20 protein-coding genes are annotated in these 26,096 nt (G+C 69.5%); 14 read left to right on the top strand and 6 right to left on the bottom strand.

Translation table 11 applies throughout. The features are described 5' to 3' along the window. The first annotated feature begins 481 nt into the window (after positions 1 to 481). From AB0M80_RS02650 to AB0M80_RS02635, 4 genes are all read left to right on the top strand, one after another. Positions 482 to 1,558 carry a LuxR C-terminal-related transcriptional regulator gene (locus AB0M80_RS02650; protein WP_364557806.1) on the top strand — a complete coding sequence of 359 codons (1,077 nt, stop codon included), beginning with the start codon at positions 482 to 484 and terminating at the stop codon, positions 1,556 to 1,558. Positions 1,559 to 2,620: 1,062 nt separating this feature from the next. Continuing rightward, on the top strand, positions 2,621 to 6,124 hold the full coding sequence (locus tag AB0M80_RS02645) for a DNA-directed RNA polymerase subunit beta (RefSeq protein WP_364557804.1): 3,504 nt from the start codon (positions 2,621 to 2,623) through the stop codon (positions 6,122 to 6,124). Positions 6,125 to 6,222: 98 nt separating this feature from the next. Beyond that, positions 6,223 to 10,134 (top strand): DNA-directed RNA polymerase subunit beta', encoded by a 3,912-nt coding sequence (locus AB0M80_RS02640; protein WP_364557802.1) that lies wholly within the window; start codon positions 6,223 to 6,225, stop codon positions 10,132 to 10,134. Between the two features lie 167 nt (positions 10,135 to 10,301). Continuing rightward, positions 10,302 to 12,059: an SdrD B-like domain-containing protein gene (locus AB0M80_RS02635; RefSeq protein WP_364557801.1), complete on the top strand. Its 1,758-nt coding sequence runs from the start codon at positions 10,302 to 10,304 to the stop codon at positions 12,057 to 12,059. Positions 12,060 to 12,110: 51 nt separating this feature from the next. Here the strand turns inward: AB0M80_RS02635 and AB0M80_RS02630 are convergent, their stop codons facing one another. Next, positions 12,111 to 12,893 carry a M15 family metallopeptidase gene (locus AB0M80_RS02630; RefSeq protein ID WP_364557799.1) on the bottom strand — a complete coding sequence of 261 codons (783 nt, stop codon included), beginning with the start codon at positions 12,891 to 12,893 and terminating at the stop codon, positions 12,111 to 12,113. 46 nt (positions 12,894 to 12,939) lie between these two features. Next, complete coding sequence (locus AB0M80_RS02625) at positions 12,940 to 13,440, bottom strand: Lrp/AsnC family transcriptional regulator (RefSeq protein WP_364557797.1); 501 nt, start codon at positions 13,438 to 13,440, stop codon at positions 12,940 to 12,942. Positions 13,441 to 13,535: 95 nt separating this feature from the next. Here AB0M80_RS02625 and AB0M80_RS02620 point away from each other — a divergent pair, with 95 nt between their 5' ends. The 6 genes from AB0M80_RS02620 to AB0M80_RS02595 all read left to right on the top strand — a co-directional run bounded on the left by AB0M80_RS02620 (position 13,536) and on the right by AB0M80_RS02595 (position 19,435). Further along, entirely contained in the window at positions 13,536 to 14,708 is a 1,173-nt protein-coding gene (locus tag AB0M80_RS02620; protein ID WP_364557796.1) for an MFS transporter, read from the top strand. A gap of 379 nt (positions 14,709 to 15,087) precedes the next feature. Then, entirely contained in the window at positions 15,088 to 16,935 is a 1,848-nt protein-coding gene (locus AB0M80_RS02615; protein WP_364557795.1) for a hypothetical protein, read from the top strand. A gap of 5 nt (positions 16,936 to 16,940) precedes the next feature. After that, positions 16,941 to 18,653, top strand: a complete 1,713-nt coding sequence (locus AB0M80_RS02610) for a hypothetical protein (protein WP_364557793.1) — start codon at positions 16,941 to 16,943, stop codon at positions 18,651 to 18,653. 25 nt (positions 18,654 to 18,678) lie between these two features. Beyond that, positions 18,679 to 18,885, top strand: coding sequence for a hypothetical protein (locus AB0M80_RS02605; protein ID WP_364557791.1), 207 nt, complete (start codon positions 18,679 to 18,681; stop codon positions 18,883 to 18,885). A 15-nt stretch (positions 18,886 to 18,900) separates the two neighbouring features. Beyond that, positions 18,901 to 19,131, top strand: coding sequence for a hypothetical protein (locus AB0M80_RS02600; protein WP_364557790.1), 231 nt, complete (start codon positions 18,901 to 18,903; stop codon positions 19,129 to 19,131). Positions 19,132 to 19,210: 79 nt separating this feature from the next. Beyond that, a complete protein-coding gene (locus AB0M80_RS02595) occupies positions 19,211 to 19,435 on the top strand; it encodes a hypothetical protein (protein WP_364557788.1) in 225 nt (74 codons plus the stop codon). Here AB0M80_RS02595 and AB0M80_RS02590 read toward each other — a convergent pair. Genes AB0M80_RS02590 through AB0M80_RS02575 form a run of 4 tightly spaced genes read right to left on the bottom strand, consistent with a single transcriptional unit; the run spans position 19,416 to position 22,168 of the window. Continuing rightward, a complete protein-coding gene (locus AB0M80_RS02590; RefSeq protein WP_364557787.1) occupies positions 19,416 to 20,033 on the bottom strand; it encodes a hypothetical protein in 618 nt (205 codons plus the stop codon). The genes AB0M80_RS02595 and AB0M80_RS02590 overlap by 20 nt on opposite strands. Positions 20,034 to 20,035: 2 nt before the next feature. Then, positions 20,036 to 21,262, bottom strand: a complete 1,227-nt coding sequence (locus AB0M80_RS02585) for a hypothetical protein (RefSeq protein ID WP_364557785.1) — start codon at positions 21,260 to 21,262, stop codon at positions 20,036 to 20,038. Between the two features lie 10 nt (positions 21,263 to 21,272). Further along, entirely contained in the window at positions 21,273 to 21,620 is a 348-nt protein-coding gene (locus tag AB0M80_RS02580) for a hypothetical protein (RefSeq protein ID WP_364557783.1), read from the bottom strand. Next, a complete protein-coding gene (locus tag AB0M80_RS02575) occupies positions 21,620 to 22,168 on the bottom strand; it encodes a YbaB/EbfC family nucleoid-associated protein (protein ID WP_364557781.1) in 549 nt (182 codons plus the stop codon). The genes AB0M80_RS02580 and AB0M80_RS02575 overlap by 1 nt, the downstream gene beginning before the upstream one ends. Before the next feature lie 155 nt (positions 22,169 to 22,323). Here AB0M80_RS02575 and AB0M80_RS02570 point away from each other — a divergent pair, with 155 nt between their 5' ends. The 4 genes from AB0M80_RS02570 (at position 22,324) to fusA (ending at position 26,030) form a co-directional block, all read left to right on the top strand. Then, positions 22,324 to 22,479, top strand: coding sequence for a hypothetical protein (locus tag AB0M80_RS02570; RefSeq protein WP_364557779.1), 156 nt, complete (start codon positions 22,324 to 22,326; stop codon positions 22,477 to 22,479). A gap of 543 nt (positions 22,480 to 23,022) precedes the next feature. Then, on the top strand, positions 23,023 to 23,397 hold the full coding sequence (gene rpsL / locus AB0M80_RS02565; protein WP_003102113.1) for a 30S ribosomal protein S12: 375 nt from the start codon (positions 23,023 to 23,025) through the stop codon (positions 23,395 to 23,397). Continuing rightward, positions 23,397 to 23,867, top strand: coding sequence for a 30S ribosomal protein S7 (gene rpsG, locus AB0M80_RS02560; protein ID WP_003102106.1), 471 nt, complete (start codon positions 23,397 to 23,399; stop codon positions 23,865 to 23,867). The genes rpsL and rpsG overlap by 1 nt, the downstream gene beginning before the upstream one ends. 63 nt (positions 23,868 to 23,930) lie before the next feature. Beyond that, positions 23,931 to 26,030 carry an elongation factor G gene (gene fusA, locus AB0M80_RS02555; RefSeq protein WP_364557777.1) on the top strand — a complete coding sequence of 700 codons (2,100 nt, stop codon included), beginning with the start codon at positions 23,931 to 23,933 and terminating at the stop codon, positions 26,028 to 26,030. The last annotated feature ends 66 nt before the right edge of the window (positions 26,031 to 26,096 follow it).

The following is a 26,096-nucleotide window of genomic DNA, read 5'->3' as shown; positions in this document are numbered from 1 at the left end:
CGAAGCTATCGTGAGTGCCGCGAGCTGTTAATCTTTCACAAAGCCTACCTGGGGAGGTTCTTGTGACGTGCCCATTTTTCCTCGGTCAGTGTGGTGCCATGTCCTGACCTGGATCGCCGGGTTCCGTCAGACGTCCCTGCTCAGCGCGGTGTGATCGGCAACGGCCGGACCGCCGCGTGCGGGGGCGTGCCGTTCGGGCCCGGTGTTGCGTGAATCCGCCCAAGTGTGGCGTACCGTGAAATAGATTTCGTTTCGTCTATGCCTGGGGGATAGCCGATCGATGCTCAATGTTCAAAATCTGCGACTACCACAAAATCCGTTTACCGGATTCGGCGACGATTTTATGCAGGAGGCGTGTGACACTGCCGGGTTCCTCCGGCGTTCCGCTTACTCGTGGTTCAACGGGCGGCTCGACAAGGGGTTGCAGAGCGCCAAGGCGGCCGCTGCCGGTGATCGTCAGGAATCCCACGAACTCTACGAGATGGCTCAATTCTGGTACGTCGGTCTCCTCATCAAGGCCCGCGAGCTCGAAGCGGGCCGCCAGGTGCTCGACGCGGTCGAAAAAAGCCGGGAGGGCTCCGCTTCCGAGCGCATGACCGCCGTATCGCACAACGTCCGCGGAAATCTGCTGTTCGCGATGGGCAGCGTCGACGAGGCCATGGACGAGGTGGCTGCGGGGCTGCGGATCGCCGAAGGGTGCGGTGACCGTTCTCTGCGGCCTCCCAGCTACGTGGTGCTGGCGCTCGGCGCGTTGCGCCGGGCGGACATGCGGGCGTGCCGGCACTTCGTGGACAAACTGGCGGACGAAGCCCTGCTGGGCTACTTCGGGCAGGCGCCGGGAGCGTGGGTGGCCGCGCAGGCCGTCGAGGCCCGCAGCGGGGTGGAGAGCGCGGCCGGCCTCATCGTCGGCATCGTGACGAACCCGCTGGTGCTCCGGCAGCTCCTGGTGTCGGAGCCGGCGGCGGCGCCGTGGCTGGTCCGCGTCTGCGTCAAGCTGGGCGCGCACGACCTGGCGGAGATCGTGGTGGCGGCGGCTTCGGCGGCGGTCGCCGAGCAGCCGGAGTTCAGCGTGATCCGCGGGTCGGCGCTGCACGCCGCGGGGTTGCTGACGCAGGACGCGGGCATGCTGCACGAGTCGGCCGACATCCACCCCGACCGGTGGTGCCGGGCGTCCGCGCTGGAGGACCTGGCCGATCTGCTGGCGAAGCGGTACTCCGAACGCGAGCGCGCGGTCCGCTTCCTCGAGTCCGCGTTGGACACCTACACCGCGGTCGGTGCCACCCGCGACTCGGCCCGGGTGGTGAACAACCTCCGGGAACACGGGGTGCGCCGCGGCACGACGCGCATCGTGGAGCGCGCGGGCCCGGCACTGCACGGGCTGACGAACACGGAGTTCGCGGTCGCCGAGCTGGTGAGCCAGGGGCACACCAACAACGAGGTGGGCAGGCAGCTGTTCATCTCCCGGCACACGGTGGCGTTCCACCTGAAGAAGGTGTTCCAGAAGATGCACATCACCTCCCGGGTGGAGCTGGCGGCGGTGTGGAAGGTGTTCTCGTAAGGCGGGTGACGCGAGCACGCCGGTGATCGCCGGGCGGTTGGGTGCCGTGACGGATCGACGACCGGTTCGCGAAGAGCAGAAGTGATCGCGCCACCGTGGAGGGCGGCGCGAGCCTGAGGGCCCGGCACGCCGGCCGCCCCGGTGGCGGTGGCGTGCGCGGGTGCGTGACCGGCCGGTAGGCCGGGTCGGCCAGGTCGCCCGGGGGTGGAGTGCCGTCCGCCCCCGCTCGGCTCGATGCGCCCGGGTGCCGCGAGCTGGTCCGGGGCGGCGGTGGCCGGACAGGTAGATCAGCGCGGCGTTGCGCTTCTTGCCTTCGGCTCGCTCGCGGTCGTGGTGAGCCCCGCCGGCCGGGCCCTGCAGGGGCGGCGAACGCGGCGAGGAAGAACGCCCGCCCGAGCCGGCGGTTGCCGGGCCGGATGCTCACCGCTGATCGACGATCCGGAGCGGCAGCGGGTGCCGTGGCGCGCCCTCACCGGCGCCGGTACCGCGGCGCTCCGGTACCGCGGACCCGCGGCCTGCAAGCGCTCTCCGGCACCCCCGAGCGAGCCCTCTCAACGCCCCCAACCGCGAAAAATCCTCCCCGGCACGCCCGGCCCCGCTTCCACCCCGTGGCCTCCGTCATACCCTCACCACGGCGACAAATCCCCAGGTAGGCCCACAAAGGTGGCGTTACCGGCTGGTAACTGGAATGATATTCGGCCGCTCACGCTCCGCTGCACCTCTTCCACGCTGCGCCAACCGGCGGGACCCCCGTGTGGCATCTTGACTGGAAGCGCCGGTGGGGTCACGCTTACTCCCGACGGCGAAACCGGAAGCCCTTGCGGGAGGGTCGGCCGGGTCGCCTGGAGGCATACCTGAAGACGTTGCGAAGCAGGCTGGGCCCCATCGGGAGCGCCCCCTGGACAGACCGCGACGTTCGGGCTAGACTGTCTCTTTGCGCTGCCCTCTTTCAGGCTGCCCGGAGCCGGTAGTTAGGATAGTGGGCACACGGCACCCTTGACAGTCGCTCATAGCTGTTGCTATGGCGGCCGTCACCGCTCATTGTCCCCGGAAGGACGCATCTTGGCAGTCTCTCCCGCGAACCAGGCCACTGCTGCGACCACCTCGGCTGAATCTCGCTCGGAGGCCACGGGAATCCCCGGCGCGCCCAAGCGGGTTTCCTTCGCAAAGATTCGCGAACCCCTGAACACCCCCAACCTGCTCGACGTCCAGATCCAGTCGTTCCAGTGGTTCACCGGGGACGAAGCGTGGTTCCAGCGCCGTGTCGAGGCAGGTGAGGAGAACCCGGTCGGCGGCCTCGAAGAGGTCCTCAACGAGATCTCCCCGATCGAAGACTTCTCCGGTTCGATGTCCCTGTCCTTCTCCGCTCCGCGCTTCGACGAGGTCAAGGCCTCGATCGAGGAGTGCAAGGACAAGGACATGACGTACGCGGCTCCGCTGTTCGTCACGGCGGAGTTCGTCAACAACAACACGGGCGAGATCAAGAGCCAGACGGTCTTCCTCGGCGACTTCCCGGTGATGACCGACAAGGGCACCTTCGTCATCAACGGCACCGAGCGTGTCGTGGTGTCCCAGCTGGTCCGCTCGCCCGGCGTCTACTACTCCAAGGACATCGACAAGACGAGCGACAAGGACGTCTTCAGCGTCCGCGTCATCCCGAGCCGGGGTGCCTGGCTGGAGTTCGACGTCGACAAGCGCGACACCGTCGGCGTCCGCATCGACCGCAAGCGCCGCCAGCCCGTCACCGTGCTGCTGAAGGCGCTCGGCTGGACCACCGAGGCGATCCGTGAGCGCTTCTCCTTCTCGGAGACGCTGCTCGCCACCCTCGAGAAGGACCACACCGCCGGCACCGACGAGGCGCTGCTCGACATCTACCGCAAGCTCCGCCCGGGCGAACCGCCCACGAAGGAGAGCGCGCAGACCCTGCTGGAGAACCTGTTCTTCAAGGCGAAGCGCTACGACCTGGCCAAGGTCGGCCGGTACAAGGTCAACAAGAAGCTCGGCCTCTCGATGCCGATCGAGAACGGGACGCTGACCGAAGAGGACATCGTCACGATCATCGAGTACCTGGTCCGGCTGCACGCCGGCGAGGACAAGATGACCGCGGCGAACGGCACCGAGATCCCGGTCGAGACCGACGACATCGACCACTTCGGCAACCGCCGCATCCGGACCGTCGGCGAGCTGATCCAGAACCAGATCCGGGTCGGCCTGTCCCGCACCGAGCGCGTCGTCCGCGAGCGCATGACCACGCAGGACGTCGAGGCGATCACCCCGCAGACCCTGATCAACATCCGCCCGATCGGCGCGGCGATCAAGGAGTTCTTCGGCACCTCGCAGCTGTCGCAGTTCATGCAGCAGACGAACCCGATCGACGGCCTGACCCACAAGCGCCGCCTGAACGCGCTCGGCCCGGGTGGTCTGTCGCGTGAACGCGCCGGCATGGAGGTCCGCGACGTCCACCCGTCGCACTACGGCCGGATGTGCCCGATCGAGACGCCGGAAGGCCCGAACATCGGCCTGATCGGCTCGCTGTGCTCGTACGCGCGGGTCAACCCGTTCGGCTTCATCGAGACGCCGTACCGCAAGGTCATCGAGGGCCGGGTCACCGACCAGGTCGACTACCTGACCGCGGACGAGGAAGACCGGTTCGTCAAGGCGCAGGCGAACGCGCCGATCGACGACGATGGCAACTTCGTCGAGGACCGCGTCCTGGTCCGCCGGAAGGGCGGCGAGGTCGAGCTGATCGACCCGAACGACGTCGACTACATGGACGTCTCGCCGCGGCAGATGGTTTCGATCGCGACCGCGATGATCCCGTTCCTCGAGCACGACGACGCGAACCGCGCGCTGATGGGCGCCAACATGCAGCGCCAGGCGGTGCCGCTGCTGCGCAGCCAGGCGCCGTACGTCGGCACCGGGGTGGAGCTGCGCGCCGCGATCGACTCCGGCGACATGCTGGTGGCCGAGCAGTCGGGCGTGGTGGAGGAGCTCTCCGCCGACCTGATCACGGTCATGCACGACGACGGGACGCGGAAGAGCTACAGCCTCTACAAGTTCCGCCGCTCGAACCACGGCACCTGCTTCAACCACCGCCCGATCGTCAACGAGGGCGACCGGATCGAAGCCGGCCAGGTCATCGCCGACGGTCCGTCCACCGAAAGCGGTGAGGTGGCGCTCGGCAAGAACCTGCTGGTCGCGATCATGCCGTGGGAGGGCCACAACTACGAGGACGCGATCATCCTCTCGGAGCGCCTGGTGCAGGACGACGTGCTGACGTCGATCCACATCGAGGAGCACGAGATCGACGCCCGCGACACCAAGCTGGGCGCCGAGGAGATCACCCGGGACATCCCGAACGTCTCCGAAGAAGTGCTGGCGGACCTGGACGAACGAGGCATCATCCGGATCGGTGCCGAGGTCCGCGACGGCGACATCCTGGTCGGCAAGGTCACGCCGAAGGGCGAGACCGAGCTGACCCCGGAGGAGCGTCTGCTCCGCGCGATCTTCGGCGAGAAGGCCCGCGAGGTCCGCGACACCTCCCTGAAGGTGCCGCACGGCGAGACCGGCAAGGTCATCGGCATCCGGGTGTTCTCCCGCGAAGACGACGACGAGCTGCCCCCGGGCGTCAACGAGCTGGTCCGCGTCTACGTGGCCCAGAAGCGCAAGATCCAGCCGGGCGACAAGCTCGCCGGCCGGCACGGGAACAAGGGTGTCATCGGCAAGATCCTGCCGGTCGAGGACATGCCGTTCATGGAGGACGGCACGCCTGTCGACATCATCCTGAACACCCACGGTGTCCCGCGACGGATGAACATCGGCCAGATCCTCGAGCTGCACCTGGGCTGGCTGGCGTCGCAGGGCTGGACGATCGAGGGCGACCCCGACTGGGCGAAGAACCTCAACGAGGAGCTCCGCGACGTCGCACCCGGCACGAACACCGCCACCCCGGTGTTCGACGGCGCGAAGGAGGAGGAGCTCACCGGCCTGCTCGGCTGCACCAAGCCGAACCGCGACGGCGAGCGGATGGTCAAGGAGAACGGCAAGGCCAACCTGTTCGACGGCCGTTCCGGTGAGCCGTACCCGTACCCGGTCGCGGTCGGCTACATGTACATCCTGAAGCTGCACCACCTGGTCGACGACAAGATCCACGCCCGCTCCACCGGTCCGTACTCGATGATCACGCAGCAGCCGCTGGGTGGTAAGGCGCAGTTCGGTGGCCAGCGCTTCGGTGAGATGGAGTGCTGGGCGATGCAGGCGTACGGCGCTGCCTACACGCTGCAGGAGCTGCTGACGATCAAGTCGGACGACGTGGTCGGCCGCGTCAAGGTGTACGAGGCCATCGTCAAGGGGGAGAACATCCCCGAGCCGGGCATCCCGGAGTCGTTCAAGGTGCTCCTCAAGGAGCTCCAGTCGCTGTGCCTCAACGTCGAGGTGCTCTCCAGCGACGGCTCCTCGATCGAGATGCGCGACTCCGACGACGAGGACCTCGAGCGCGCCGCGGCCAACCTCGGCATCAACCTGTCCCGCAACGAGTCGCCCTCGGTGGACGACGTCGTGCACTGATCGCGAGCTGAGGCGGGACCTACCTCCCGAGTGAGACACAGGTCCCGCCTCGCCCGCCAATCCCTCTAGTCGAGACAACCCCAAGGGGATGCAAAGACGTGCTGGACGTCAATTTCTTCGATGAGCTCCGCATCGGTCTTGCCACCGCCGACGACATCCGTCAGTGGTCCTACGGCGAGGTCAAGAAGCCGGAGACCATCAACTACCGGACGCTCAAGCCCGAAAAGGACGGCCTCTTCTGCGAGAAGATCTTCGGCCCGACCCGGGACTGGGAGTGCTACTGCGGCAAGTACAAGCGCGTCCGCTTCAAGGGCATCATCTGTGAGCGCTGCGGCGTCGAGGTGACCCGCGCCAAGGTGCGCCGCGAGCGGATGGGCCACATCGAGCTGGCCGCCCCGGTCACCCACATCTGGTACTTCAAGGGTGTTCCGTCCCGCCTGGGCTACCTGCTGGACCTGGCGCCGAAGGACCTCGAGAAGATCATCTACTTCGCTGCTTACGTCATCACGGGCGTGAACACGGAGCTGCGCCACAACGACCTGCCGACCCTCGAGAACGAGATCGGCGTCGAGCGCAAGAACCTCGAGACCAAGCGCGACGCCGACATCGAGGCCCGCGCGCAGAAGCTCGAAGCCGACCTGGCCGCGCTGGAGGCGGAGGGCGCCAAGTCCGACGTCCGCCGCAAGGTCAAGGAGGGCGGCGAGCGCGAGATGCGCCAGCTCCGCGACCGCGCCGGCCGCGAGCTGGACCGCCTCGAGGAGGTCTGGACGACCTTCACGAAGCTCGACACCCGCCAGCTGATCGCCGACGAGCTGCTCTACCGCGAGCTCGTCGACCGCTACGGCGAGTACTTCACCGGCGGCATGGGCGCGGAGGCCATCCAGAAGCTGGCCGCCGAGTTCGACGTCGCCGCGGAGGCCGACAACCTGCGCGACACCATCCGCAACGGCAAGGGGCAGAAGAAGCTCCGCGCGCTGAAGCGGCTGAAGGTCGTCGCGGCGTTCCAGGCCACCGGCAACGACCCGCGCGGCATGGTGCTCGACGCCGTTCCGGTCATCCCGCCGGACCTGCGCCCGATGGTGCAGCTCGACGGTGGCCGGTTCGCGACGTCGGACCTGAACGACCTGTACCGCCGGGTGATCAACCGCAACAACCGCCTCAAGCGGCTGATCGACCTCGGCGCGCCCGAGATCATCGTCAACAACGAGAAGCGGATGCTGCAGGAGGCCGTCGACGCGCTGTTCGACAACGGCCGCCGCGGGCGTCCGGTCACCGGCCCGGGCAACCGGCCGCTGAAGTCGCTGTCCGACCTGCTCAAGGGCAAGCAGGGCCGGTTCCGCCAGAACCTGCTCGGCAAGCGCGTCGACTACTCGGGCCGTTCGGTCATCATCGTCGGCCCGCAGCTGAAGCTGCACCAGTGCGGCCTGCCGAAGGACATGGCGCTCGAGCTGTTCAAGCCGTTCGTCATGAAGCGGCTGGTCGACCTGAACCACGCGCAGAACATCAAGTCCGCCAAGCGGATGGTGGAGCGCTCGCGGCCGCAGGTGTGGGACGTGCTGGAAGAGGTCATCACCGGTCACCCGGTGATGCTGAACCGCGCGCCGACCCTGCACCGCCTCGGCATCCAGGCCTTCGAGCCGCAGCTGGTCGAGGGCAAGGCCATCCAGCTGCACCCGCTGGTCTGCGAAGCGTTCAACGCGGACTTCGACGGTGACCAGATGGCGGTGCACCTGCCGCTGTCGGCCGAGGCGCAGGCCGAGGCCCGGATCCTGATGCTGTCGGCGAACAACATCCTGTCGCCGGCGTCGGGCCGTCCGCTCGCCATGCCGCGGCTGGACATGGTGACGGGTCTGTTCCACCTGACCCGCCTCACCGAGACGGCCGATGGCGCGGGCAACGCGTACTCGTCGACGGCCGAGGCCATCATGGCGTACGACCGCAAGGTGCTGAGCCTGCACGCGCCGGTCAAGATCCGCATCACCGACCGTCAGCCGGCGAAGGCCGACGAGGCGAAGCTCGCGGAGAAGGGCTGGGAGCCGGGCAAGGCGTGGCTGGCCGAGACGACCCTGGGCCGCGTGCTGTTCAACGAGCTGCTGCCGGCGGACTACCCGTTCATCAACGAGCCGATGCCGAAGAAGCGGCAGGCCGCGATCGTGAACGACCTCGCCGAGCGGTACTCGATGACCCAGGTCGCGCAGACCCTGGACCGGCTCAAGGACGCCGGCTTCTACTGGGCGACCCGGTCGGGTGTCACCATCGCCATCTCGGACGTGCTCACCCCGGTGGGCAAGAAGGCCATCCTCGACGAGTACGAGGGCAAGGCCTCCCAGGTGGAGAAGCGCTACCAGCGTGGTCAGCTGTCGCACGCCGAGCGGAACAACGAGCTCGTCAAGGTGTGGACGCAGGCCACCGAAGAGGTCCACAAGATCATGGAGACGGCGCTGCCGGACGACAACCCGATCGCGGTGATCGTGAAGTCGGGTGCGGCGGGCAACATGACGCAGGTCCGGTCGCTGGCCGGGATGCGTGGCCTGGTGTCGAACCCGAAGGGTGAGTACATCCCGCGTCCGATCAAGGCCAACTTCCGTGAGGGCCTGTCGGTGGCGGAGTACTTCATCGCGACGCACGGTGCCCGGAAGGGCCTGGCGGACACGGCGCTCCGGACCGCCGACTCGGGTTACCTGACCCGGCGTCTGGTGGACGTCTCGCAGGACGTCATCGTCCGCGAGACCGACTGCGGCACCACCCGCGGCATCATGATGCCGATCGGCGAGGACATCGGCGACGGCAAGATCCTGCGCGACCAGCACGTCGAGACCAGCGTGTACGCGCGGAACCTCGCGACGGACGCGGTGGACGCCAAGGGCAACGTCGTGCTGAACGCCGGCGACGACATCGGCGACCCGGCCATCGACAAGCTGATCTCCAGCGGCATCGCGAAGGTCAAGGTCCGCTCGGTGCTGACCTGCGAGTCGGTCGTCGGTATCTGCGCGACCTGCTACGGCCGCTCGATGGCGACCGGTCTGCTCGTCGACGTCGGCGAGGCCGTGGGTATCGTCGCGGCCCAGTCGATCGGTGAGCCGGGTACGCAGCTGACGATGCGTACGTTCCACCAGGGTGGTGTGGCCGGTGACGACATCACGACCGGTCTGCCGCGTGTCCAGGAGCTGTTCGAGGCCCGCGTCCCGAAGGGCAAGGCGCCGATCGCCGACGTCGATGGCCGGGTGCGCATCGAAGAGAGCGAGCGGTTCTGGAAGATCACGCTGATCCCGGACGACGGCGGCGAAGAGATCGTCTTCGACAAGCTGTCCAAGCGTCAGCGGCTCGCGAACACCCCGAACGGCCCGCTGGGCGACGGTGACCACGTCCACGTCGGTCAGCAGCTGCTCGAGGGCACGCCGGACCCGCACGAGGTCCTGCGGGTCATGGGGCCGCGCGAGGCGCAGATCCACCTGGTGGACGAGGTCCAGAAGGTGTACCGGGCGCAGGGTGTGTCGATCCACGACAAGCACATCGAGGTCATCGTCCGGCAGATGCTGCGCCGGGTGACGGTCATCGATTCGGGTGGCACGGACTTCCTGCCGGGCGAGCTGCCCGAGCGGACGAAGTTCGAGGCGACGAACCGGGCGTCGGTTGCCGAGGGCGGCGAGCCGGCTTCGGGCCGTCCGGTGCTGATGGGCATCACGAAGGCGTCGCTGACCACGGACTCGTGGCTGTCGGCGGCGTCGTTCCAGGAGACCACGCGAGTCCTGACCGACGCGGCCATCAACGGCCGCTCGGACAAGCTCGTGGGCCTCAAGGAGAACGTGATCATCGGTAAGCTGATCCCGGCCGGTACGGGCATCAACAAGTACCGCAACATCCAGGTGCAGCCGACCGAGGAGGCCCGGGTCGCGGCGTACGCGATCCCGTCCTACGACGACGGCTACTACACCCCGGACGTGTTCGGTACGGGTACCGGTGCCGCGGTTCCGCTGGACGACTACGACTTCGGCCGCGACTTCCGCTGAAGCTGAACCACGAGAAAGGCCCTCGCCGGGTTTCCGGCGGGGGCCTTTCCCGTTTCTCCGATCGTCACCCGAATGGGTATCCACCCGTCCCGAATCCGGCTAGATTGAGCGTTCTGCGCGCTTCGGGGGCCATGCGCGTATCACTGGGTGATCAGGGGTGACATTTCGTGAACAAATCAAAAGGCGCGAGACCGGTCGCGCGCTCTTTCGCCGCGCTCGCTGCCGCGGCCCTGCTGACCGGCGTGTTCGCCGGTCCGGCCGGGGCGGAGGAGCCGACGCCGACCTCGGCCGCGCCATCCACCTCGGAAGCGCCGGCCAGTTCCAGTGCGCCGACCTCAGCCGCGCCGGTTTCGACCGCCCCCGAGAGCAAGCCCGCGGCGGCGCAGCCGCAGGACGAGCCCGCGCAACGCGCGCGGGTCGAGGTTTCGGTCGAATTCGACAAGGGCGACGACGACTCCTACCGGTCCGATGAGGACGTCCGCTTCACGTTCAAGCTGACGAACGTCGGGGACGTCACCGCGACCGGGGTCTGGGTTTCCCAGCACCTCGACCAGCCGACCGACCTGCAGGTCGCGTACGAGCCGGGCTGGGGTGAGCTGACCTACGGGCGGGGGATCAAGCTCGAGCCGGGGCAGACGTTCGAACGGGCGATGACCGGGCACATCCGGGACATCAGCAAGGACACCGTGCACGTCCGGGGCGTCGTGTTCGACGATTCCCACCTCGGCATCAGCCCCCAATTCGACGCTTCGGCGAACGTCACCCCGGCCCCCGGTGAGGCGGCAGGCGTCGTGTACGGCGACAAGAACGGCAACGGCGTTCGCGACCGCGGCGAAGAACTGGCCGGCATCAAACTCACCCTCAGGTACGTCCACGGCGACGTCACGTACACCGCGACGAGCGACGACGAGGGCAACCTCACCTTCAAGGTCCCGGCCGCGGACTACTACATCGGCGGCGACGTGGTCGACGGCTGGCTGTTCCCGTGGCGCACCGTCCGGATCGGCCAGGGCACGATCCTGGATCTCCGCGGGGCACCGCCGCTGAACGGCGCGCTCAAGGCCTCGATGAAGTTCGCCCAGGGCAGCTACCGGGTCGGCGACACCGCGCACCTCACCGTCACGCTGACCAACTCGGGCAAGGTCCCGCTCGTCGGGGTCGTGGCCGCGTGCAACCGGGTCGGCAACTCCTACATCCTGCAGGGCACCGGGCCCGGCTGGGGGGATCTGGTCTGGTCGCGCGGGGTGACGATCGGTGCCGGTGAGACGCGCACGTTCGACGTCACCGACACGGTGCCGCAGGCCGCGTTCAACCGCGGTTACGTCGCCGCCGCCTGCGACTTCGGGTACTCCGAAGTCGACGTCGACAACCACGCGAACGCCTCCGACCAGGCCACGGTGCCCGGTGGTGTCGGCGCCCTCGTCGGTGACGTCGAGGTCATCTCCGACCAGGGCCAGGTGGAGCACGGCGTGGCCGGGGTCAAGGTCGTGCTGACCGCCGAGCAGGCCTGCCCGGTCGTGGGCGAGCAGACGACGGACGAGAAGGGGCACTTCGAGTTCCGCAAGCTGGTTCCGGGGCTCAAGTACAACTTGTACTTGCTGCCGCCCCAGGGCTGGAAGATCAAGTACGACAACCCGACTTCGGCCGATGTCTGGGCTCCGGAGGAGCCCCCTGCTCAGCTGGGGATCCGGGCCGAGAAGGGTGACGCGCCGCTCCCGGTCGTGCCCACCAACCCCGCGGACTGCGCCGCAGGCACCCCGACGTCGACGACCGGCGCGGCCGGCGGCACCGGTGGCGGCCAGAGCGGCGGCTCGGGGCTGGCCAGCACCGGCGTCGACGCGCTCGGCCTCGGCGCGCTCGCGCTGATCGCCCTGGCGCTCGGTGGTGGACTGGTGTTCGGCGCCCGCCGGCGGCGAGCGGCCTGACGATCGAAGCGAAGCGCCCCCGGTCCACAGTGGACCGGGGGCGCTTTCGGTTCAGCGGAGGCGGGACACCGGGAAGTCGAAGTAGGTGTCCGGGAAGGGCTCGTCGTCGAGGGTGTAGTGCCACCACTCCTCGGGCAGGTTGCGGAACCCCGCCGCGCTCATCGTCGAGCGCAGCAGGTCGCGGTGCTGCCGCGCGCTACCGGTGATCGCCGGGTTGTCGGTGTGGGCGAGCGGGTCGAAGCAGTCGTAGCCGGTACCCATGTCGACGGTGTTGTCGGGGAACCGCTGGTCCCGTGGCGCGAAGCACGGCTTGAGCGGCTCGCCGGGGACGTAGGGCCGCTGGAACGGCGGCGGAATGCGGACGAGGGTGAGGTCCATGGTGCTGCCGCGGCTGTGGCCGGACTTCTCGGCGATGTAGCCGTCGGCGAAGAGCCGGTCCTTGGCGACGTTGGGGTAGAACTCCGCCTTCATCTTTTCGTCGGCGAGGTCCTTGGCCCACCGCACGAAGTGGTCGACGGCGCGCTGCGGCCGGTAGCAGTCGTAGACCTTGAGGGTGTAGCCCTGCCGCCTCAACTGCGCTTGGGCGTCGCGCAGGCCTTCGGCGGCCTGCCGGGTCAGGATGCACAGGGGCCGGCGGTACCCGTCGATGCGGCGGCCGACGAAGTTGTGGCGGGTGTCGTAGCGGATGTCCTGCAGGATCGACGGCGCGACGTCGGAGAGCGCGACGAAGCCGGCGGCGGGGGTGGCGGCCTGCGCGGGGGTGGGGACGGCGAGACCGGCCATGGCGGCGAGGGTGACGGCCAGCGCGCGCACCCGGCGAGTGGAGATCGGCATCCCTCTCGTCTATCAGCTCGGCCCCGGACGCGCAGCCGCCGTCCGGTCACGACCAGCCTTCGGGCTTCGTCGCCCGCAGGAAGTCGTCCGACGGCGGCTGCACCGGCCGCCCCTCGAACTGCGTCGAAAGCACCACCGACGACCGCAGCTCGCCGTGCTTGCCCAGCCGCTCCAGCAGGCCCTCGAAGTGCTCGAGCGACGCCGCCCGGATCTTCAGCATCGTGCAGTGGTCGCCGCTCAGCCGGTGGATCTCCACGACCTCCGGGTAGTCCTCGGACTTGGACGTCTTCAGCAGGCAGCTGCTCAGCGCGCACCGCATCTCGACGAACGCCTGCAGTGGCTGGCCCGCGCGCCGTGGGTCGATCTGGGCGCGGTAACCGGTGATCACGCCGGTCTCTTCCAGCCGCCGCACCCGCTCGGCCACCGCGGGCGCCGACAGGTTGATCCGCCGGCCGAGCTCCTTGAACGAAAGCCTCCCGTCGGCCTGCAGCAGGTCCAGCAGCCGCCAGTCGACGTCGTCCAGCGCCTTTTCCGCACGAAAGGTCATGGGCCCCATCTTCCTTCCGATGCGGGGGCCGGGCGAGCGAAATCCCGTTCATCGTCCCTTCGAACCGGGGCCGGAGCTCCCTAACGTTGCTGGTCATGGGGACTTCGACGGTGGCCGGCCGGACCCGGTCCATGGGGGCGCTGTTCACCGGCGTCGCACTGCTCAACACGGCCATGGCCGGCCTGACCACCGCGGCCACGCTGATCGTCGCCGCGGGTAGCGGCGCGGCTTGGAGCGGCCTGCCGAGCGTCGCGAGCGTGCTCGGCACCGCGGGCGGCGCGCTCGGCGCGGGACTGCTGATGCCGGGCCACGGCCGCCGCCGCGTCCTGGTGTCCGGCTACGGCGTCGCGGCGATCGGCGCGCTGGTCGCGTTCGCCGCCGCGCTGGCGACGTCGGTGGTGCCGCTGCTGCTGGGGATCCTGCTCGTCGGGGTCGGCAACGGCGGCGCCCAGCTGTCCCGCTACCTCGCCGCGGACCTGTACCCGGAGGAACGCCGGGGCCGGGCGCTGGCCACCGTCGTCTGGGCCGGGACGGTCGGCGCGCTCGCCGGCCCCGCGCTCATGGCACCGGCGGCGCACGTCGTGACGGGCTTCGGCTGGCCGCCGCTGTCGGGGCCGGTCGCGATCGCGGTGGTGGCCACGGCGGGGGCGGCGCTGGCGGCGGCTGTCCTGCCGCGGAACGTCCCACTGCCACCAGAGAAGCCGGTGGCCACCGCGCGTGGCCCGGTGCGCTCGCCCGCCGTGGTGCGGCCGCTGGTCGCGCTGGTCGCCGCGCAGCTGGCCATGGTCGCGGTGATGACGATGACGCCGCTGCAGCTGCAGAGCCACGGGCACGGTCTCGACGCCGTCGGCTGGGTGCTGAGCGCGCACATGCTCGGCATGTTCGCGCTGGCGCCGGTGTCCGGCCGGATCGCCGACCGCTGGGGCCCGGCGGTGACGGTCAACGCGGGGCTCGGCGTGCTGGCCCTGGCGTCGGCGACCGCGCTCACGGCGCACACGTCCGGCCTGCCGGTGGCGCTGTTCCTGCTCGGCTACGGCTGGAACCTGGTGTTCGTCGGCGGCAGCGCGCAGCTGAGCCGCGACCTCGCCCCGGAGACGCGCAGCCGGGTGCAGGGCTTCGTCGACGCGGTGGTGTGGTCGGCCTCCGCGCTGGCCGGCCTGGGGTCCGGGCAGCTGTTCGCGGGCGGCGGGTACGCGCTCGTCGCCGTCGTCGGCGGGGTGCTGGCCTTGCTCCCGCTGGCGTTCCTCGTGCCCCGGGACGGCCGGTAGGAGCCGCGAAGTTCCCGGCACTTCATAACGACTGAGTAACGTGCAGCCCCGGCGTTCGGACGCCGAGGCTGCACCATTGTGACCAACCGTGACACCCCCGGTTGGTCCGGTCGTCTCGGAGTAGCAACGCTCACCCATTTGTCGTAACGGGGTCGGGCAAGTCGGTCCGAGTCGTGGGAAGTTGACCCGCTCGGGTCAAGTCCCATTCTTTGATCACGGCTGGACGCGCCGCCCGTCCGGCGCGAACATTCCGCCCAGGTCCGCCGAAACCGGCTGACAACGCTTCCCTTGTGTCCCAACGGTTCCGTGGTGAACCGGTGGTTCAGTGCGCCCTTTTCCAAAGAAACAGCCAGCCGTGACGAAGAACAGGGAGAAATGCATGCGACCCATCCCGTTGCGCCCAGGCCGGTGGCGAAAGGTGGTGACCGGCGCCGCCGCGGTCGCGCTCGCGATCGGCGCGGTCACCTACACCGGTTCGGCCACCGGCGCCTACGCCGACGTGCAGACCATCACCGACGCGAAGACCGCGTCCGACGGCAAGCAGTACTGGGTGCAGAACCACCTGGTGTCGAAGGACCTCGCCCGCTCGGAAAGCGGCACGCCCAAGAAGTGGCTGCTGGTCTGGGCCGGTGACGAGAACATCGCCGACACCCTCGTCAAGGACGTCAAGAACCTGCCCGGCACGCTCGGCGGCGGGCTCAACAAGCTGAAGAACGCCCTGCCCGGTCCGGACTTCCTCGCCGTGATCGACGCGACGCAGGGGTCGCCGACCTACGGCAAGGTCGTCAACACCGCCACCGTCGGCCCGCTGGTCGAGAACGAGCCGCACCACATGCAGTACGTGTGGCACAAGGGCGACACCATTTACGCCGGGGCGCTGTTCGCCGCCGCGACGTACGCCTTCGACGTCAGCGCGCTGCCGCAGCTCAAGCTCAAGGGCGTCAGCCTGCCGGCCAACACGCTCGGCGGGAGCGTCCCCGACGCCTACTGGGTGCTCAAGGACGGCACCGCGTACGGGACGTACATGGGCGGCCCGGTCGTTCCCGGCCCGCACACCTACGCCGACGGGTCCACCCAGATCGGCAACGGCTTCGCGGGCAGCCCCGGCGAGGTCGTCCACTTCGGACAGAACGCCGAAGTCCTGTCGGAGTCCCCGGCGGCGACCCCGCAGGGCGACAACCAGAAGCTGTGCGACAACCTGCCGCAGCTGGGCAAGCCGACCTGCGCCAACCCGCACGGCATCCAGGCCCGCGAGGACCTGAACACGCTCGTCACGAGCGACTACGCCGAGCCGCGCAACATCATCCTCGACCCGGTGAAGCAGCCGTCGCCGTACCTGCGCCGGCCGACCGTGCGGACCTGGGACATCTCCGACCGCAACCACCCGAAGCTGAAGTCGGTGTCGTACCTGCAGGACGGCCCGCGCGCCGATCCGGCCGACCCGCTGCACGCCGAGAGCCGCGCGGTCATGGAGACCACGGTGACCAATCTGCCGGGCCACAAGGGCGCGTTCGCCCAGACCATGCAGGGCGGCGCGGTGTTCTACACGCCGGACATCACCGCGGCCGAGCCGCACTGGATCGAGGTGTTCGACGACGGCGCCGCGGGCAAGGCGATCTACCCGAACAACGACTCCAACGGCGGCAGCTCCAACGGCGGCTGGATCCAGACCAGCCCGGACGACAAGTACCTCTACCGGGCCATCCAGGGACGCCAGAAGGGCGCGCTGTCCGCGGACGACCCCGGCACCACCGGTGGCGTGTACGTCCTCGACATCCAGAAGCTGGTCGACGCCGGCGACAAGATCGAGGACATCGAGGGCCGGATCGACACGAAGGCGAAGGCCCAGCAGGGCGGGGGCGGCGACCTGCCGACCGTCGTCGGCGCGGCCCCGATCAACCCCGGCACGTCGGGCGCGGGCCCGCACTGGGGCGCCTACGACAACTGGGCGCTCGGCGACGACGGTTTCTACCACGAAACGACGTCGCCGCAGCACCTCGCGGTGTCGAACTACTTCGTCGCGCGGTCCGGGTTGGACGGTGACCACAAGGTCAACCTGCTGAACCTCGGACCGGACGGGAAGGTCTCGGTCGACCAGAACTTCCGGGACGAGTTCACCGGGCAGGTCGGCATCAACTTCAACCGCAAGTCGTGGCCGCACGGGGCCTTCGGCAACGCCAAGCCGCACTCCGAGCTGTTCGTGGTCGCGGACGCGGACATCAGGTAGGGACGATGGACCACCACGACACGCCATCCACCGGTTCGTCCACAGTGGACGTGCTGGCCCTGGTCATCCGGCTGGCGCTGCTCCTCTCGACGGCGTTGCTCGCGGGCGGCGGCTTGCTGCGCCCGCTGGTGACCGAGGTCCCCCGCCGGACGAAGCTCGCCCTGTTCGTCCTCGGCGGGTTGTCCGCCGGGCTCGCCGTGGTTTCGGCGTTCGCGGCCGACGTCAACGTCGTCGCGCTCACCGTGCACGTCGTGCTCGCGGCGGCCGTGCCGGTGCTGCTGCGGTGGCCGTCGGCCGCTCGCTGGGCGTCGGTCGCGCTGCTGGCGCTGCTGGTGCTGGAGACGGCGCTCGGCGGCGCCGGGGCCGAGTTCGCGGTCGGCACCGTGTTCGTCGCCGGCGCCACGGTGTGGTTCGGCTTCGCGCTGCTCGGCCCGGCGGTGCCGGAGACGGCGGCGGTGCGGCCCGGGCCGCTGGCGATCACCCTCGGTGGCCTGCTGGTCCTGGCCGGTGCGGTGCGGTTCGGCCTCTCCGGCCTGGGGTTCGACCGGCGGCTCTACAGCACGCTCGGCGGCCTCGCGGTGCTGGCGGTCGTGGTGGTCCCTCTCTTGGTGAGCGGTCTCGCGGCGGTCCGGCGGGGCCGCGCGTACCGCTTCGGTGCGCTCGGTGTGGCCGTGGCGTTCCTCGCCTGGAGCGCGCTCGGCGCGGTCCCGGCGCCGGCGCCGCTGCCCGTGCCGGGCGTGCCGTTGCTGGCCGACGAGCCGGGGTTCCCCGTGCTGGTCAGCCCGCAGCGGCCGGGGCACAACGTCGTCCACTTCCCGGCCAGTGCGGGCGACGACCTCGCCGCCGGCGTCCGCGGCGGCCTGATCACCAAGGCCGTCGCGCGGCCCGGCGCCGAGGGCACCTGGGCCGACGTCGACCTGCCGCCCGGCCGCAGCGACCTGGAGATCCACCGCGGCGGCACGACGACGGTCGTCGAGGTCGACGCGGGCACCGCGCCCGGGCCGTCGATCACCGACGCGGACGCACCGGAATGCGCGTCGGCGGCGCTCGGCGGCCTGGTCGCCGGCCGCGCCGACGTGCTGACCGCGTGCCCGTCCGACGCGCTGGCGCCGGACGACGGGGGAGCGCTGGTCAAGCTGGTCGAGTTCCTCGCCGTCCGAAAGCCCGCGGCCATCACGCTCGTCGCGGACGACTCACCGCGCGGTGCCGCGGCCGCGAAGCTGGTGCGGGAAACCGCGGCGCGCACGGGCCTGGCGGTGCGGCCGGACGCCGGACCCGACACCGCGCTCGTCGTCGTCTCCGGCTGGGCCGCCGGGTACCCGGCGATGACGCGCGCCGCCGAGCTGCAACGCCTCGAACCCACCCACCAGTACGGGCTCTACCTGGCGCCGTGGCTGCTGAACGGGCCGATCGTCAACGCCGTCGCGAGCGCGTCGCTGCCGCTGCGGTTCGACCCGCGGGAAGCGACCGCGGTGGGGTACGCCGTCGCGGTCGGCAGCCGCTTCGGCGGCGAAAGCCCCACGCTCGGCGGCTTCCGCACCTGGCTGGGCGCCGGCGGGGCGGCGGGGGACGTGCAGATCTTCGCCGCCGCCCAGGTCAACGCCATGCCGATGAACCCGGGTGAACCCCACGCCCCCGGGATGGTGCCGGCCCGCGACTACGCGGGCCAGTGGGTCCCGGACGGAACCATCGTGCCGATCACGGCGGTTCTCCGCTGAAACCCTTGATGAGAAAGGAAAATCCATGAAACGCATTGCCGCCCGCGTCCTGCTGCCGCTCGCCGCGGCCACGGCGTTCACCGGCTTGGCCGGTGGCGTCGCGAGCGCCGACCCGACCAACGGTCCCGTCTGGCTGGTGCCCGGCGTCGACCTCGGCAGTGTCCTGGGGCCGCTCGGCCAGCCGGTCGGCCTGCTCGCCCCCGTGTTCGGCCTCATCACCGCGGTCTCCTGAAGAAAGGTGCACACCATGAAGAAGAACCTCGCCCGCGCGGCCGGGGCCGCGGCCCTCGCCGGAGCGGCCCTGTTCACCGCGGCGGCCCCGGCCCTGGCAGCCGACGCGCCCGGCGTCGTCGTGGTCGACGAGCCGGACACGAGCGGGCTGAACAACACCTGGACGTTCGCCCCGCTCGGGGTGCCGGTGCTCGGCCTGATCCAGTCGATCAACGGCGTGCCCGGCAAGCTCCTGCCCTCGTTCTGACCCGGCGGCGGCCCGGGTCGTTGCTCCCGGCCCGGGCCGCCGTCCGGCGGAGTCGCGCCACCCCGGGCACCATGAAGGCATGACGCCCGTCACCAAGCGCCTCGCGGTGGTCGCCGTCGTGCTGATCACGGCGGGCGCGGTCCTGCTGTCGGTGGGTGCGATCGGCTTCCGGGCCACCTCCGACCAGCCCGACGCCAACATCGGCGCGGGGTTCGCCCTCCTCGCCGGGCCCTACGTCGTCGGCCTCGGGCTGGTGTTCGCGCTCTCGGCGGGCTTGACCCACCTCACGACGCGCCGCCGCTGAACTTCCACAGCGCTGCCGGCAGGTGGTCGGCCAGGTCGGCGAGGTAGCGGGCGTCGGCGGTGAGGTTCTGCCGCGTCGCGCAGCCCGGGCCCCACGTCCGGGCGGCCCCGTTCTCGACCACGACCTCCCGCTGCGCGAACCGCGGGTTCGCCGCCAGCCACCGGGCCAGCTCGGCGTCGAGCGCCGAGTCCGGCGGGAGCGTCGGCATCGACACCGGCCGGCCCGGGACGATCCGCAGCTCCGGGCCCGGCGGCACGCGCACCTGGGTGACGTGGAGGTCGCGGAAGTACGTGTGGTCGTCGAAGTGCCGGTAGGACTCCTGCGTGTCGATCCCGAGCACCGCCCGGCCCCCGACGCGGAACTCGACCCACGGGTCTTCCGGCCCGCCCGTCAGCGGCCGCCCGGTCGGGTGGACCACGCCGAAGGTGGGGGAGCCGGTGCCGTTGCCGTTGCCGAACGTGCCACCCCGCTCCGCCGCGAACGCCTTGAACCAGTGTTCCTCCCGGCTCGCGGCGAACTTCCCCTGCGACCGCCACCAGATCCCGGCGGCCACCGCGGCCACGACGACGAGGACGGCGATCGTGAAGAGCGTCTGCATCGTCAGAAGTCCAGGTCTTCGCGGGTCTCCTCGGCGGACTGGTCCCGGCCCGTCCCGTCGTAGCCGCTCGCCTTCTTCGCGTTCTTGACGTGGCTGTTGAGCTTGCCGAGGTGGTCGTTCACCGTCTTGGCCGGGTTGTCGCCGGGGTTGGCCGGGTGGTAGCCGAGCACGCCCTTGACCGCCGCTTCGCCGCCCTTCTTCAGCGCTTCGGTGGCGCCGGCCTTCAGCATCGTCTGCTGGTAGTCGATCTTGCCCGCGGCGTCGAGCACCGGGTTTTCGAAGGCCTTGGCCCAGCGCTTGCCGATCATGCCCTGGTCGCCGACGGCCTTCTGGAGGAGGTCCTTGCCCTCGTTCTCCTTCGCGATCTTCGTGAGCGACTTGCCCAGTGTCGTCGTGGCGAACTTCTGCTGCAGCTTCCGGAGCCAGTCGAGCACCTTCTGCAGGAGCTCCCGCAGCTTGTTCACCTTTTGGGTGGTCTTCGCGGTCGTCTGGGCCGCCTTGACCTCGGTCACCGGGGCGGCGGCGGACAGCGAAGCGCCGCAGGTGGGCACCGCGGCGGCCAGCGCGGGCACCCACAGCATGATCAGCCAGGTCACGAACTCGGTGAGGATCGCCTTGATCAGGTCCTCGACGAAGCTCATGAGCATGCTGTTGAGCTGCAGCATCCGGGCCAGGTCACCGGACTGCCCGGCGACGCCTTCGATGCCGTGCGCGAACTCGCCCAGCGCCGTCTTCGCCGCGGTGCTCGCGTCGCCCTCCCAGCCCTTCAGGGAGTCGTCGGCGACCTCGGCGAAGTTCTTGGCCAGCTGGTCCAGGCCGGTGGCGATCGCCCCGAAGTTCTCCGCCGCGACGCCCAGGGCCGGCCCGTCGCCGCTGACGAAGTGGATCGCGTCCTGGATCGGCTGGACGGCGTCGACCAGGAAGTTCAGCCCTTGGCCGACCAGCCAGCCGAGCGGGTCGGTGGCGATGTCGGTGATGGTGCTCGTGCTCGACTGGATGAAGCTCGCCGTGTCGGTCGCGAGCGAACCGAGCGCCAGCGTGATGTCCGCGCCGTCGTGCTGCGGCGCGAACACCGCCTTCGTCACCGAGACGGCGTCCTTGCCGACGGTGACCGCGCTCCCCACGAACGGGGTCGCCTTGATCGCGTTGTCGACGTTGACCCCGAGCACCGTGTTCGGGTCGTCGGGTTTGACGGTGATCCCGCTCGCCACGTCCGCTACCTCTGCCATGGCGTCCCCCTCAGTGCTTCGGCTCGCCGGGGCCGTCGAGCAGGACCTCGACCTGGCCGAAGAAGGTCTTGTGGTCGTCCTCGATGCCCTGGTAGACGTTCGCCGCGTCGGTCAGCTTCGCCTGCGCCGACGCCAGCCCGTCCGCGATCGAGGCCAGCAGCGACTGCAGCTCGCGGAGGGTGTCGTCGTAGCCGCCCTTGGTGAAGATGCCGACCACGCCCCACGACTTGTCGCCGACGTCGGCTTGGCCCACCTTCTCCGTGATCTTCGCGCCCTGCTCCCGGTACTTGCCCAGGTCGCCGGCGTACTCGTGCAGCGCGTCCACCTGAACCCGGTAACCGCCGGCTCCGTCGGGCATCAGTCCTCCTCGTCGAACAGGTTCCGCAGGAAGCGGTCGCCCGCCGACGCGCCGCTCGCGGGTGGCGCCTGCGGTGGCGGGTCGGCCTGGCGCAGCACCCGCTGTTCCGAGAAGTCCTCGGGCGCGGCCGGCCGCGGTTGCTCTTCCGCCAGCTTCGACCGCAGTGCTTCGACGGTGGTTCCGAACGCCGCGGCTTGGGTCTCCAGGACCTGCTCGACCAGGCCGAGGTCGTCGCCCATGCTCTCCTCGACGATCACCGCCTGCCGCCGCGCCGCCTCGCCGACGGCTTCCCGCAGCGTCGCGAGCAGTGCCGCCGACAGCGCCTGCGGCCCCTTGGCCAGCGCGGCCTCGGTGAACTTGACGTCCAGGACCGCGCCGCCCGGCCCGGTCACCACGGTGACGCCACCATCGGGCGACGCCGCGCTCGCCCGCAGCTCGGTCAGCTGCTGCTGCATCGCGCCCAGGCCGGCGAACCGGTCGTCGGCGCTGCGGATGCTCGACCGGAACCGCTCGAACTCGGTCACCAGCTGCTCGAACTCGGCCGACATGCCTGCCCCTCCCTGTGGTCGGTCCACCCATCGTGACCTCTCGACCGCACTGTGACGCACGGAACGGCCGATCCGATCCCACTGCGCCACCCGACCGGGTAATGGGTAGGTTTCGGCCGGAGAGGGAAGCCGGGGACGAGCGCGAGGAGTGTGTGATGACCAGCACCGACGGGGCCGCACGGCCCGACGAAGACCCGAGGCCGACGGGCAGTCACGCGGCGCCGGAGGGGGCCGGGGTGCACCCGCTGATCGACCTGTCCCGCGACCCCAACCCGGGCAAGCCGGACCACGCGAAGCCGGACGAGGACTGAAGCCGGCTTCCGCAGACGGCCCCGCGACGGCCCCGGACGACTCGTCCGGGGCCCCGGACGTCCCGACGAGTCATCCGGGACGTTCCGGGGGCCCGCCACGCGGCCGGGAATGTCCCGCGCCGGCGGGGGTGTTGTACGAAGTACCCCCGCTTCCGCGGACGCGGACCGCGCCGGCAGCGGTGAGTTGCGGCGCGGCCGCCGGGGCTCGCCCGGGCGCGCGACCCGAGGCGTGGAATGTCCCGCGGCCGGCGGCCGTCGAGCGGTACGCTGGAGGTTCGCCGACCTACAGACCCCCCGCCGCGTTCCTCCCGGACCCGGGCGGGTATCTTTGGAGACCGTGCCCGGCATGCGTCGGGCCGCTCCGCGTGCCGTGCGCATGGACGGGGTGCTCAGGCACCTGGTCACCGGCTTCGGCAGGTCGGGGTTCCGACGGAAATCCCTCCGGGAAGTTACCGGTCGCGAGACCGTGACGCGGGCCGACACGCCCGACCGCGGGGGCCGGTGAAGACACGAAGAAGCAGATCACGACAGGAAGCTGGTCCATTGCCCACGATCCAGCAGCTGGTCCGCAAGGGCCGCCAGGACAAGGCTGCCAAGCAGAAGACCGCGGCCCTCAAGGGGAGCCCGCAGCGGCGTGGCGTGTGCACTCGCGTGTACACCACGACCCCCAAGAAGCCGAACTCGGCGCTGCGCAAGGTCGCGCGTGTGAAGCTGACCAGCGGCATCGAGGTCACCGCCTACATCCCCGGTGAGGGCCACAACCTCCAGGAGCACTCGATGGTGCTCGTGCGTGGTGGTCGTGTGAAGGACCTTCCGGGTGTCCGTTACAAGATCATCCGCGGTTCCCTCGACACGCAGGGTGTCAAGAACCGCAAGCAGGCGCGCAGCCGGTACGGCGCGAAGAAGGAGAAGAGCTAATGCCCCGCAAGGGTCCGGCCCCGAAGCGGCCGCTGATCTCCGACCCCGTCTACGCCTCCCCGCTGGTCACCCAGCTGGTGAACAAGGTGCTGAAGGACGGGAAGCGGTCCCTGGCCGAGCGCATCGTGTACGGCGCGCTCGAAGGCGCTCGCGAGAAGACGGGCACCGACCCGGTCGTCACGCTGAAGCGCGCCCTCGACAACGTGAAGCCCACCATCGAGGTGAAGAGCCGCCGCGTCGGTGGCGCCACCTACCAGGTGCCGATCGAGGTCAAGCCGGGTCGCTCCACCACCCTGGCGCTGCGCTGGCTGGTCTCCTTCTCGCAGGCCCGCCGCGAGAAGACGATGATCGAGCGCCTGCAGAACGAGCTCCTGGACGCTTCCAACGGTCTCGGTGCCTCCGTGAAGCGTCGCGAGGACACGCACAAGATGGCCGAGTCCAACCGGGCCTTCGCGCACTACCGCTGGTGATGACCGCCCGGCTGTCGACCAAGCCATGCCGGGCCCCAAGCTTGAGAACAGGGGAACACTCTCGTGGCACGTGAAGTGCTGACCGACCTGAACAAGGTCCGCAACATCGGCATCATGGCCCACATCGACGCCGGCAAGACGACCACCACCGAGCGGATCCTGTTCTACACCGGGGTCAACTACAAGATCGGTGAAGTCCACGACGGCGCCGCCACCATGGACTGGATGGAGGAGGAGCAGAAGCGGGGTATCACCATCACCTCGGCTGCCACCACCACCTTCTGGGACGACCACCAGATCAACATCATCGACACCCCCGGGCACGTCGACTTCACCGTCGAGGTGGAGCGCAACCTCCGGGTGCTCGACGGTGCGGTCGCCGTCTTCGACGGCAAGGAAGGCGTCGAGCCGCAGTCCGAGCAGGTCTGGCGGCAGGCGGACAAGTACGACGTCCCGCGCATCTGCTTCGTCAACAAGATGGACAAGCTGGGCGCGGACTTCTACTACACCGTGCAGACCATCGTGGACCGCCTCGGTGTCCGGCCGCTGGTCATCCAGCTGCCGATCGGCGCCGAGAACGACTTCGAAGGCGTCGTCGACCTGGTCCGCATGAAGGCGCTGACCTGGCGCGGCGAGGTCCAGAAGGGCGAGGACTACTCGGTCGAGGACATCCCGGCCGAACTGGCCGAGAAGGCCGCGGAGTACCGCGAGAAGCTCGTCGAGACCGTCGCCGAGGCGGACGACGCGCTGATGGAGAAGTTCCTCGAGGGTGAGGAGCTGACGGAGGCCGAGCTCAAGGCCGGCATCCGCAAGCTCACCATCACCAGCCAGGTCTTCCCGGTGCTGGCCGGTTCCGCGTTCAAGAACAAGGGCGTGCAGCCCATGCTCGACGCGGTCATCGACTACCTGCCGACCCCGCTGGACGTCCCGGCCGTCGAGGGCCTGCTGCCCGACGGCGAGACCGTGGCGTCCCGCAAGGCGTCGGTCGACGAGCCGTTCGCCGCGCTCGCGTTCAAGATCGCCGCGCACCCGTTCTTCGGCAAGCTGACCTACATCCGGGTGTACTCGGGCAAGGTCGCCGCCGGTGCTCAGGTCGTCAACGCGACCAAGGAGCGCAAGGAGCGCATCGGGAAGATCTTCCAGATGCACTCCAACAAGGAGAACCCGGTCGACGACGCCCAGGTCGGCCACATCTACGCGGTCATCGGGCTGAAGGACACCACCACGGGTGACACCCTGGCGGACCCGCAGAACCCGATCGTGCTGGAGTCGATGACGTTCCCCGAGCCGGTCATCCGGGTCGCGATCGAACCGAAGACGAAGGCCGACCAGGAGAAGCTGTCCCTGGCGATCCAGAAGCTGGCCGAAGAGGACCCGACGTTCCAGGTCAAGCTGGACGAGGACACCGGCCAGACGATCATCGCGGGTATGGGTGAGCTGCACCTCGAGGTGCTGGTGAACCGGATGAAGTCCGACTACAAGGTCGAGGCGAACATCGGCAAGCCGCAGGTCGCCTACCGTGAGACGATCAAGAAGACGGTCGAGAAGCTCGACTACGTCCACAAGAAGCAGACCGGTGGTTCCGGCCAGTTCGCGAAGGTCATCGTGAAGCTGGAGCCGCTCGAGCGCACCGACGGCGCGCTCTACGAGTTCGACAACAAGGTGACCGGTGGCCGCGTGCCGCGGGAGTACATCCCGTCGGTCGACGCGGGCGCGCAGGACGCGATGCAGTACGGCGTCCTGGCCGGCTACCCGCTCGTCGGGTTGAAGTTCACCCTGTTGGACGGTGCGTACCACGAGGTCGACTCTTCGGAGATGGCGTTCAAGATCGCCGGTTCCATGGCGATGAAGGAAGCCGCGAAGAAGGCTCACCCCGTGATCCTGGAGCCGATGATGGCGGTCGAGGTGACCACGCCCGAGGACTACATGGGTGACGTCATCGGTGACCTCAACTCCCGCCGTGGTCAGATCCAGGCCATGGAGGAGCGGGCGGGCACCCGCGTCGTGAAGGCGCTGGTCCCGCTGTCGGAGATGTTCGGCTACGTCGGCGACCTGCGGTCCCGCACCCAGGGCCGGGCGAACTACTCCATGGTGTTCGACTCCTACGCCGAGGTTCCCGCGAACGTCGCGAAGGAAATCATCGCGAAGGCGACGGGGGAATAACTCCCCCCACCGCACGCGGGCATTAAGGGACTCTCCTGAACGTCCGCAGCACCGACGAAGGAACAA

The organism is Amycolatopsis sp. NPDC051045 (assembly GCF_040682955.1).
GTDB lineage: Bacteria > Actinomycetota > Actinomycetes > Mycobacteriales > Pseudonocardiaceae > Amycolatopsis.
This window is presented reverse-complemented; position numbering and strand designations above follow the sequence as displayed.

Coding starts and splice junctions, on each gene's coding strand:
- AB0M80_RS02650 (WP_364557806.1), top strand. CDS start 482: ATGGCTCAATTCTGGTACGTCGGTCTCCTCATCAAGGCCCGCGAGCTC.
- AB0M80_RS02630 (WP_364557799.1), bottom strand. CDS start 12,893: ATGCCGATCTCCACTCGCCGGGTGCGCGCGCTGGCCGTCACCCTCGCC.
- AB0M80_RS02625 (WP_364557797.1), bottom strand. CDS start 13,440: ATGACCTTTCGTGCGGAAAAGGCGCTGGACGACGTCGACTGGCGGCTG.
- AB0M80_RS02620 (WP_364557796.1), top strand. CDS start 13,536: ATGGGGACTTCGACGGTGGCCGGCCGGACCCGGTCCATGGGGGCGCTG.
- AB0M80_RS02615 (WP_364557795.1), top strand. CDS start 15,088: ATGCGACCCATCCCGTTGCGCCCAGGCCGGTGGCGAAAGGTGGTGACC.
- AB0M80_RS02610 (WP_364557793.1), top strand. CDS start 16,941: ATGGACCACCACGACACGCCATCCACCGGTTCGTCCACAGTGGACGTG.
- AB0M80_RS02605 (WP_364557791.1), top strand. CDS start 18,679: ATGAAACGCATTGCCGCCCGCGTCCTGCTGCCGCTCGCCGCGGCCACG.
- AB0M80_RS02600 (WP_364557790.1), top strand. CDS start 18,901: ATGAAGAAGAACCTCGCCCGCGCGGCCGGGGCCGCGGCCCTCGCCGGA.
- AB0M80_RS02595 (WP_364557788.1), top strand. CDS start 19,211: ATGACGCCCGTCACCAAGCGCCTCGCGGTGGTCGCCGTCGTGCTGATC.
- AB0M80_RS02590 (WP_364557787.1), bottom strand. CDS start 20,033: ATGCAGACGCTCTTCACGATCGCCGTCCTCGTCGTCGTGGCCGCGGTG.
- AB0M80_RS02585 (WP_364557785.1), bottom strand. CDS start 21,262: ATGGCAGAGGTAGCGGACGTGGCGAGCGGGATCACCGTCAAACCCGAC.
- AB0M80_RS02580 (WP_364557783.1), bottom strand. CDS start 21,620: ATGCCCGACGGAGCCGGCGGTTACCGGGTTCAGGTGGACGCGCTGCAC.
- AB0M80_RS02575 (WP_364557781.1), bottom strand. CDS start 22,168: ATGTCGGCCGAGTTCGAGCAGCTGGTGACCGAGTTCGAGCGGTTCCGG.
- AB0M80_RS02570 (WP_364557779.1), top strand. CDS start 22,324: ATGACCAGCACCGACGGGGCCGCACGGCCCGACGAAGACCCGAGGCCG.
- rpsG (WP_003102106.1), top strand. CDS start 23,397: ATGCCCCGCAAGGGTCCGGCCCCGAAGCGGCCGCTGATCTCCGACCCC.